This is a genomic window from Neobacillus fumarioli NBRC 102428 (genome assembly GCF_001591485.1).
GTDB classification, from domain to species: domain Bacteria; phylum Bacillota; class Bacilli; order Bacillales; family Cytobacillaceae; genus Neobacillus; species Neobacillus fumarioli.
The window spans coordinates 1-7,435 of record NZ_BCUZ01000131.1 but is presented as its reverse complement, the minus strand read 5'-3'; the positions used below and the strand labels follow the sequence as shown (position 1 = coordinate 7,435).

At 45.9% G+C, this 7,435-nt stretch carries 3 protein-coding genes; 1 reads left to right on the top strand and 2 read right to left on the bottom strand.

Features of this window, described 5'->3' with window-relative positions; all coding sequences use genetic code 11:
* Nucleotides 1–201: 201 nt before the first annotated feature.
* Both BFU02S_RS13695 and BFU02S_RS13690 read right to left on the bottom strand, forming a co-directional pair.
* Entirely contained in the window at nucleotides 202–3,114 is a 2,913-nt protein-coding gene (locus tag BFU02S_RS13695; protein WP_066371707.1) for a DEAD/DEAH box helicase, read from the bottom strand.
* 127 nt (nucleotides 3,115–3,241) lie between these two features.
* Nucleotides 3,242–4,858 (bottom strand): SWIM zinc finger family protein, encoded by a 1,617-nt coding sequence (locus tag BFU02S_RS13690; protein WP_066371709.1) that lies wholly within the window; start codon nucleotides 4,856–4,858, stop codon nucleotides 3,242–3,244.
* 639 nt (nucleotides 4,859–5,497) lie between these two features.
* On the opposite strand from BFU02S_RS13690, the gene BFU02S_RS16865 reads away from it, so the two are divergent.
* Entirely contained in the window at nucleotides 5,498–7,432 is a 1,935-nt protein-coding gene (locus tag BFU02S_RS16865) for an Ig-like domain-containing protein (protein WP_157075946.1), read from the top strand.
* The last annotated feature ends 3 nt before the right edge of the window (nucleotides 7,433–7,435 follow it).

Genomic DNA, 7,435 nt, shown 5'->3' with positions numbered 1-7,435 from the left:
GTAAAACCTCCGCCTATTTCTCTGTCTAACCGCTATTTTTTCAAAATAAGCGGAATTCTTCTGATAAGTGAGTAACCTGCTGAAACTCAACAATGAACAATAACAGAACCAAACAAAAAAACAGTGGCTATCAACCACTGTCCACCCCAGATGGACAAAATCGCGTTTTGTCCACGAGCGGTGCCTGACACCCAAACACCATTAATGAAACCCCACCAATTCTTTGAGTTCTTCGGTGGAAAGTTCGGTGATCCAAGTTTCGCTTTGGATGATTTGGTCGTTGAGGTGTTGTTTTTTTTCGAGCATGGCGTCGATTTTTTCTTCGAGTGTGCCGGTGCAGATTAGTTTGTGCACGTGGACGAAGCGGGATTGGCCGATGCGGTAGGCACGGTCTGTTGCTTGGTTTTCCACGGCTGGATTCCACCAGCGATCGTAATGGATCACATGGTTGGCGGCGGTCAGATTCAGACCGGTTCCTCCGGCTTTTAACGATAGTAGGAATATTGGAAAGTCACCCTTTTGGAATCGTTCAATCATTCCGTCACGATGTGTCTTTGATACACTCCCATTTAAAAATGGCACATCCAGGCCAAACTTCTTCTTCATTACGGTCCGAATCATTTCGCCCATCTCAATATATTGCGTGAAAATCAGGCAGCTTTCTCCTTGGTCTAATACTGCGTCTACCAGCTCGACCAGCTTTTCAAGCTTATTGGAGCGCTCCAGAAGTTGATTTTCGTCAACTTTTTCCTTTAAATAAAGGGCGGGGTGGTTGCACAGCTGTTTTAAGCGGCCCAGCATTTGTAAAATTAATCCCCTGCGTTCAAAGCTGGACAGTTTTTCAATTTCGGCAAACATATCTTGAACCAGTTGCTCATACAAGGATGCCTGTTCCGCGGTGAGCGGAATGTATTCTTTTTGCTCCAGCTTATCAGGCAAGTTGAGGGCTACTTCCTCATCCTTTTTAGTCCGTCGCAGCAAGAAAGGTCGGATCAGCGATTGCAGCTGCTGAATTTTTTCCTTTTTCTCCTCTTTTTCAATTGGAATAATAAAGCGCTTTTGGAACTGGCCTAAGCTGCCAAGATAGCCGTGGTTGGTAAAATCAAAAATGGACCACAACTCGGCCAGGCGGTTCTCCATCGGTGTTCCAGTCAAGGCGATGTGATGGCGACCGCGGAACTTGCGAATAGCTTTTGATTGCTTTGTTTGGGCGTTCTTAATATTTTGTGCTTCGTCAATAGCAACTGTATTCCAAAAAAATGAATCGAGCTCATCTGAATCGAGATGGCTGAGACCATAGGAGGTGAGCACCACATCAGCCTCCTGAACTTCTTTTGCAAAACTTTCCCCTTTCAAGCGGTTTGCTCCATAATGCAAGTATACGTTTAGCTCCGGTGCAAACTTCTCTAACTCTTTCTGCCAGTTTCCGAGAACAGATGTAGGGCAGATAATCAGAGCGGCTGTTGTTGGAAGTTTTGCATCGCTATTTCTGCGTTTGGTGTCAGGCACCACTGCCGTATGCTGCTCCTCGCCAGTAGGTGCCCCCGTTTCCTGTTCCTTCACCTTTAGCAGGTAGGAGATGAGCTGGATCGTTTTACCGAGACCCATATCGTCAGCGAGCACGGCGCCGAAACCGTACTGTCTTAAAAACCAAAGCCAGCTCATTCCCAGCTGTTGATAGGGGCGCAGTTCGCCGTGCAGCCCGGATGGAACAGGTGCAAGTGGGATTTCGTGCATTTCGGTTAGCTGTTTCATCATTTTCCGCCATTGCTGGTTCAACTCGATTTGAATTTTGGCAAATGCTTTTGTGTTTTCCAGTTCATCTTCTGTTTCATCAGGGGCTTCAACCAGTTCCTGCTCAAGTAAATCCCGGACATGCAGCCCTTCTTTTTCAGCCTGCTTCATCAACTCCTGAATATGCCGAATAAACTGTGGATCAAGCTTCACCCAGCGGCCGCGCACAAAAACAAGCCGCCTTTTTTCCTCGACTAGTTTGCGAAATTCGTCCTCGGAAAGGTCCACCCCGTTCATTGAAAAGCGCCAGTTGAAGTCGAGCATCGCCTGAAGCCCGACAAAGGAAGGACGGTGGCTAGAAGTTCCTTTTAACGACGCCTTCACCTTGAGGTTGGCATTTTTCATTGCCTGCCACCAGGAAGGAAGGAGGATCTCAACATCCAGCGCAAGTAAGGTTTCACTCGCCTCGGTTAAAAACATCCATGCTTCTTCCTCCGAAAGCTTTGACTTCAAGGCCGCATTGTCGCCATCACCAAGCCATGGAAACAATCGCAGCCAGCGCGCCACCTCACGGTCAACCTTATCTAAAAATGGATGCCATTTTCTCGGAATCCGTTTGACATCTTCCGCATCGAACAGGTCATCAGGATTTTTTTTACTACGCAAAAACACATCCAGCGACCAGTCGCCTTCACCATCGGCCGGTTCATCCAGGCGCAAGCCGATGGTAAAGGGCGTATCGTTTTCTTTAATTCCAACCCACTCAAGCCAGCTTTCTTCGTCAAAATACCGCGCCAGTTCGGCACCGGAAATGGTTTGCTTTTTTAATAGATCAAGCTTTGGCTGAAACAGTTCCTTCATCGCAGTATTCCGTGTTAAATAGCAGTCAAGGGCGCTGTTAAATAAATCAGTAATGTACGCACAGGCTTTCGGGCTGCCCGTATCTGTCATTTCTTGCTCCCAAAAGGAAGGGGCGAATTCGCTTTTGACTCGTTCAGGAAGCTTCCAGCAAAAGCCGTCTTGCTCCCAAACCGAAAAGTCAGGTAGCCAGTCTTTTGCCAAAATCGCCTCATAAAGTGAATTTGCCGCTGCAAGGCAAATCTCCGCCTGTTCATTCCAGTCCCATTCAATAAAGCGGTTGAACGACTCCTTGGCAAATAGAGAGACGAGTTGCCAGCCGGTTAAGACCACACCTTGGGAGCCGTCTACCGTCTCATGATCAAGCATGGTTCCGAAGAAACTCTCCTCATGAGTACTGAACACAAGATTCTTCCAAACATCAGGCTCGAGCTCTCGGCCGCGTTCATCCTCGGCCCAAAGCAAAAAACGACCATCCGCTAATTTCATTATCAATAATTTTAAAAATCTAGTTTTAAGCATGCGTGTACGCTCCTTTAAAATAGGTGCGAGATAAACTATGAAAAAAACAAATATATCTAAGTGGTGTCCACCCCACGTGGACAAAATCGCAATTTGTCCACGTGCGGTGCCTGACACCAAAATGCATCTAAATCAGTTTGCTCCGCTGGCATTCTTCGTGGAAGGCGCGGAGCCGTTTGGTGCGTTCGAGTAGTTCTTTGATGAAGTATTCCCAGTCATCGACCCGTTTGAGTTTTTTGTATAGCGTGCGCAGTTTTTTTAGATGTTTTACGGCCATTCGGTAGCTTGCCCGGTTTTTTTGGTTAATTTCACGCTGTGCGGTTTGGTGGAGCATTCCCAATAGTACTTCGGGCCGTTCCTTTTCAATTACCTTCACGCGGTCCTTGGGCAAATCATAAAAATCCAAGCCGACCAACGCTTGCAGCTCGCCCCAGCGGTCATATTGACCGCGCTCAAACAACATATACTCATAATCGGGAAAGCTATAGGGGAGAGTTGCAACCAGCGCTCGCTCATATAAATCCAGCCGGTTATTTTCCGCGCAATAGGGCGTAATCGTCCTTAGCAAATTCCTTGTAAATACCGAACAGCCCCGGTATTCGCCCAATTCTTGCAAATACCCGCGCCCCTTCTGTAAAAACAACTCAATGTAAGGAAGTGCCCGCTTCCACGACTTTAACTCTGTCAGATCATCAATCCAATACACCATATACGGCGCAATGATATAATCTTCATTATTCCCAATCAATTCTAGAGCCAGATCATCATCCTCAAGCAAGAAGTACATATGAATCGCAGCCAGCATTAACGGAAGAGGGATATCCCCATCCTCAAGCTGCTTTACTGCCTCCCGGATCCGGACGATTTCCTCTTCCATCCAATCTTTCTTCTTAAAAAGTCCGCGCCACAACACCTGATACATATAAATCCGTTCATTTTCCAAACCAGTTGTACATGTCAAAAGCCCGAACGTATCCTGTTTCAACTTCACGATAAACTCATGGAAAGCAAATGGCAGTGCCTGGACACTAATTTTTTTCGTCAAATCTTCCACTTCATCCAATAGATTATGAAACAAATGATGATACGTACGATGCACTGTTCCCGGATCATGGCCGAGCCGGTCACTAAGCTTCGCCAGCATCTGAAGCGACATCACCGCCGCAATCAGCTCATATAACAGCCGCCATTCCTGCTCAACTGGCGCACTTGCCGAAAGCCTGCGCTGATAAATCCCGAACAACTCTGTTAACGCATACGGGCTAGTATATTTTTTCGAAGCCAGCAGTGTTGCAAAGCTTGCCTCGAACGACTGCACCCATCGGTCATAATCCGGTGCCAGCACGCGATTCGCCTTCATTAAATCTTTCGCTCGCTCAAGCCCCCAGACAGCCGCTTCCTTCTTCATCGAAAGAGGCTCGCGCCATTCTTCCATCCAATCCGCAATGCTGGCTACCTTCGCGTAAGCGCTGAAAAACACCGCCAACTGATGACGGCACAATCCTTCTCCTGGACACGTACAATGACTTCCAGCCAAAAACATGAAATCAAGCCGAACATGCGCCGGCGTTACATCCTGGACTGTCGCCGTAAGCGCCCCGTCTGAAATTTGCAACTGTGTCACCAGCCCTTGTCGGTACAGCATCATCCCCTTCTGCACCAATTTCAGGTCCTCTGGCTCACCCGCATGCAAATATTCTTTTATCTCATCAGCAAGGCCCTGTATCTGCTCCCGTGTCACCATTGATTCCAAGGCCGTCGCCCTCCTTTAATGGAAAAATAGCATATTCTTTTATTATACCCAAAAAATCAACATTTGGGGAGGGCGGGGTTTGTTATCTTTGCTGTTGATTAGGTGTTTACCAAAATAGTTTATCTCAATATTACTCAGCTGTTATGACTTTCAAAGTGGCCAATCCATTTTATACAGGGGGGACGTCAGCAACCGCCGATAAGTATGCCGTAATCAGCAATGAATCTACGGATGCGTCTTCAACGGAGCCAACGGGCACTTTGAATGTGAAAAATATAAAGGTTACTCTGAATAAAAAGTTGAAGCCGAGTGCCTATCGAATCGATTATATGAAACCATTTGATCCTGCGAGCAGTAAGGGGGCTTGGTCGATAAAAAAGTATATTCTGTTCTCCTTCGTACAAGACAGGAGATACGAAATATTTTTGTGTATCAAATCTCACGAATAATACCGATTACCAGATTAACTCTAGGCTCGCTTATAGCGGTTCCAAAGCAAATGTTTGGGTAAATAACAATCAAATCTCCGATACGGATGCAGCTAAACTAGGACAAGAGTTTGATAATAAAATTTATTCAACGGTAACTAGTAATTTTGGCTCGGAATCGGATGTCAACCATGACGGGAAAGTGGATATTTTATGTTATGACATTCAGGATGGATTTACGGGCAGCGGAGCGTATGTCGCAGGGTATTTTTATCCAGGTGATTTATACAATACAGACCATTCCAATCGATCAGAAATTTTCTATATCGATACGTATCCGGCGATGGGAAATGGGACAACGAAAGATGTATCTCAAGTGTATTCTACTTTAGCGCACGAATTTCAGCATATGGTGAATTACAATCAAAAAGTTTTAGTTCAAGGGAATACAAAGGGAATGGATACATGGCTGAACGAGGGGCTGTCCATGGCAGCGGAACAAATCTATGATGGCCATGGACTAAGTGACCAAGTTGATTATTATAATAATTCGACATCCATTCAAAATGGACACTCTCTACTGTATTGGGATTACAATGGGGACACGTTGTCCAATTATGCTTTATCCTATTTGTTTGTCCAGTATGTTAAACTCCAAGCGGGGCAGGGCGACAGGATTTTTAAAGAAATTATTCAGGATCGAGCCAGCACCTATCAGGCGATTGAGGATATAGCGAAGAAGTACATTGATCCGAATATCACTTTTGGAAAGTTAATGACTGATTTTCGGATTGCTTGTCTTTTAAAGCAGCCAACAGGATTATATGGTTTTAAAGGGGATCCTTTCTTTAATTCGCTAAAAGATAAATTTTATTCTGGGCAATCAGCGAATCTAAGAGGAGGGGGCGCGGTTGTAACGGTTTTTAACTCTTCAGTCGGTATGACGGTTCCTGCTGATAAAGGCCAAGATATTACTTACAATTTCTTTGATATCCCTGGGGCGGAGCAGCCGGATCCAACACCGCCGGCGAGTCCAATTGTAAACCTGGTTGGTGATTCGGATACCCAAATTACAGGTACAGCCGAGCCCGGTACAACCGTATTTGCTGTAGTCAATCAAGCAGAAATCGGCAGAACTAGCAATGAAACAGGCTCATTTACGATACCGATTCCCAAGCAGCCGGCAGGGACAGTGATTCAAGTATACGCTAAAGACGCAGCAGGAAATACCAGCCCGGCAACGAGTGTAATAGTCATTGATGAAACAGCTCCATTGCCGCCAATCGTTCATGATGTTGTTGATAAGGATACTACTGTAACCGGGCAGGCAGAGGCTGGTTCGAAAGTAGAGATTACAGCGAATGGAACTTTGATAGGGTCTAATATTACCGGAACGGATGGCCGATTCGTGGTGCCAATTCCTGTGCAAAAAGCGGGTACTGAATTAGTCATTACGGCTATAGATCAGGCCGGAAATCGTAGTCAGCCGACAACAACAGTGGTTAAAGATGTTACACCTCCTTCTAAACCTGTTGTAAATGATGTAACTGATAAGGATACGAAAGTAACAGGAACAGCGGAAGCCGGATCGGTAGTGGAAATAAAGGTAAATGGCAAAGGAATCGGCACAGCAGTCACCGGCCCAGATGGGAAGTTTACTGTGAAGCTGGCAGGCGCCCTAGCCTCCGGCACTCAACTAAGTGTGACGGCAACGGATGCAGCAGGGAACATTAGTAAAGCTACTACGGTGATTGTCGCTAAAACAAATCCATCTGGATGGGTAAGTAAGGACGGAAAATGGTATTATTATGAACCGACAACATCAGAACTGAAAAAGGGTTGGTATAAGGTAGGAGGAACCTGGTACTATTCGGATCAAAATGGCATCATGCAAACAGGCTGGTTAAAACAAGGCTCAACCTGGTACTATTTTAACAGCAACGGAGCCATGCAGACTGGATGGGAAAAAATCGGCACGACCTGGTACTATTTCCAATCGAGTGGTGCGATGCAAATCGGCTGGTTGAAACTCGATAAAAATTGGTACTATTTTAATAGCAGCGGTACGATGGTAACCGGATGGGTTAGGATCTCTGGTAAACGATATTACTTTGATCGTAACGGAGTCTTGAGATAAGAC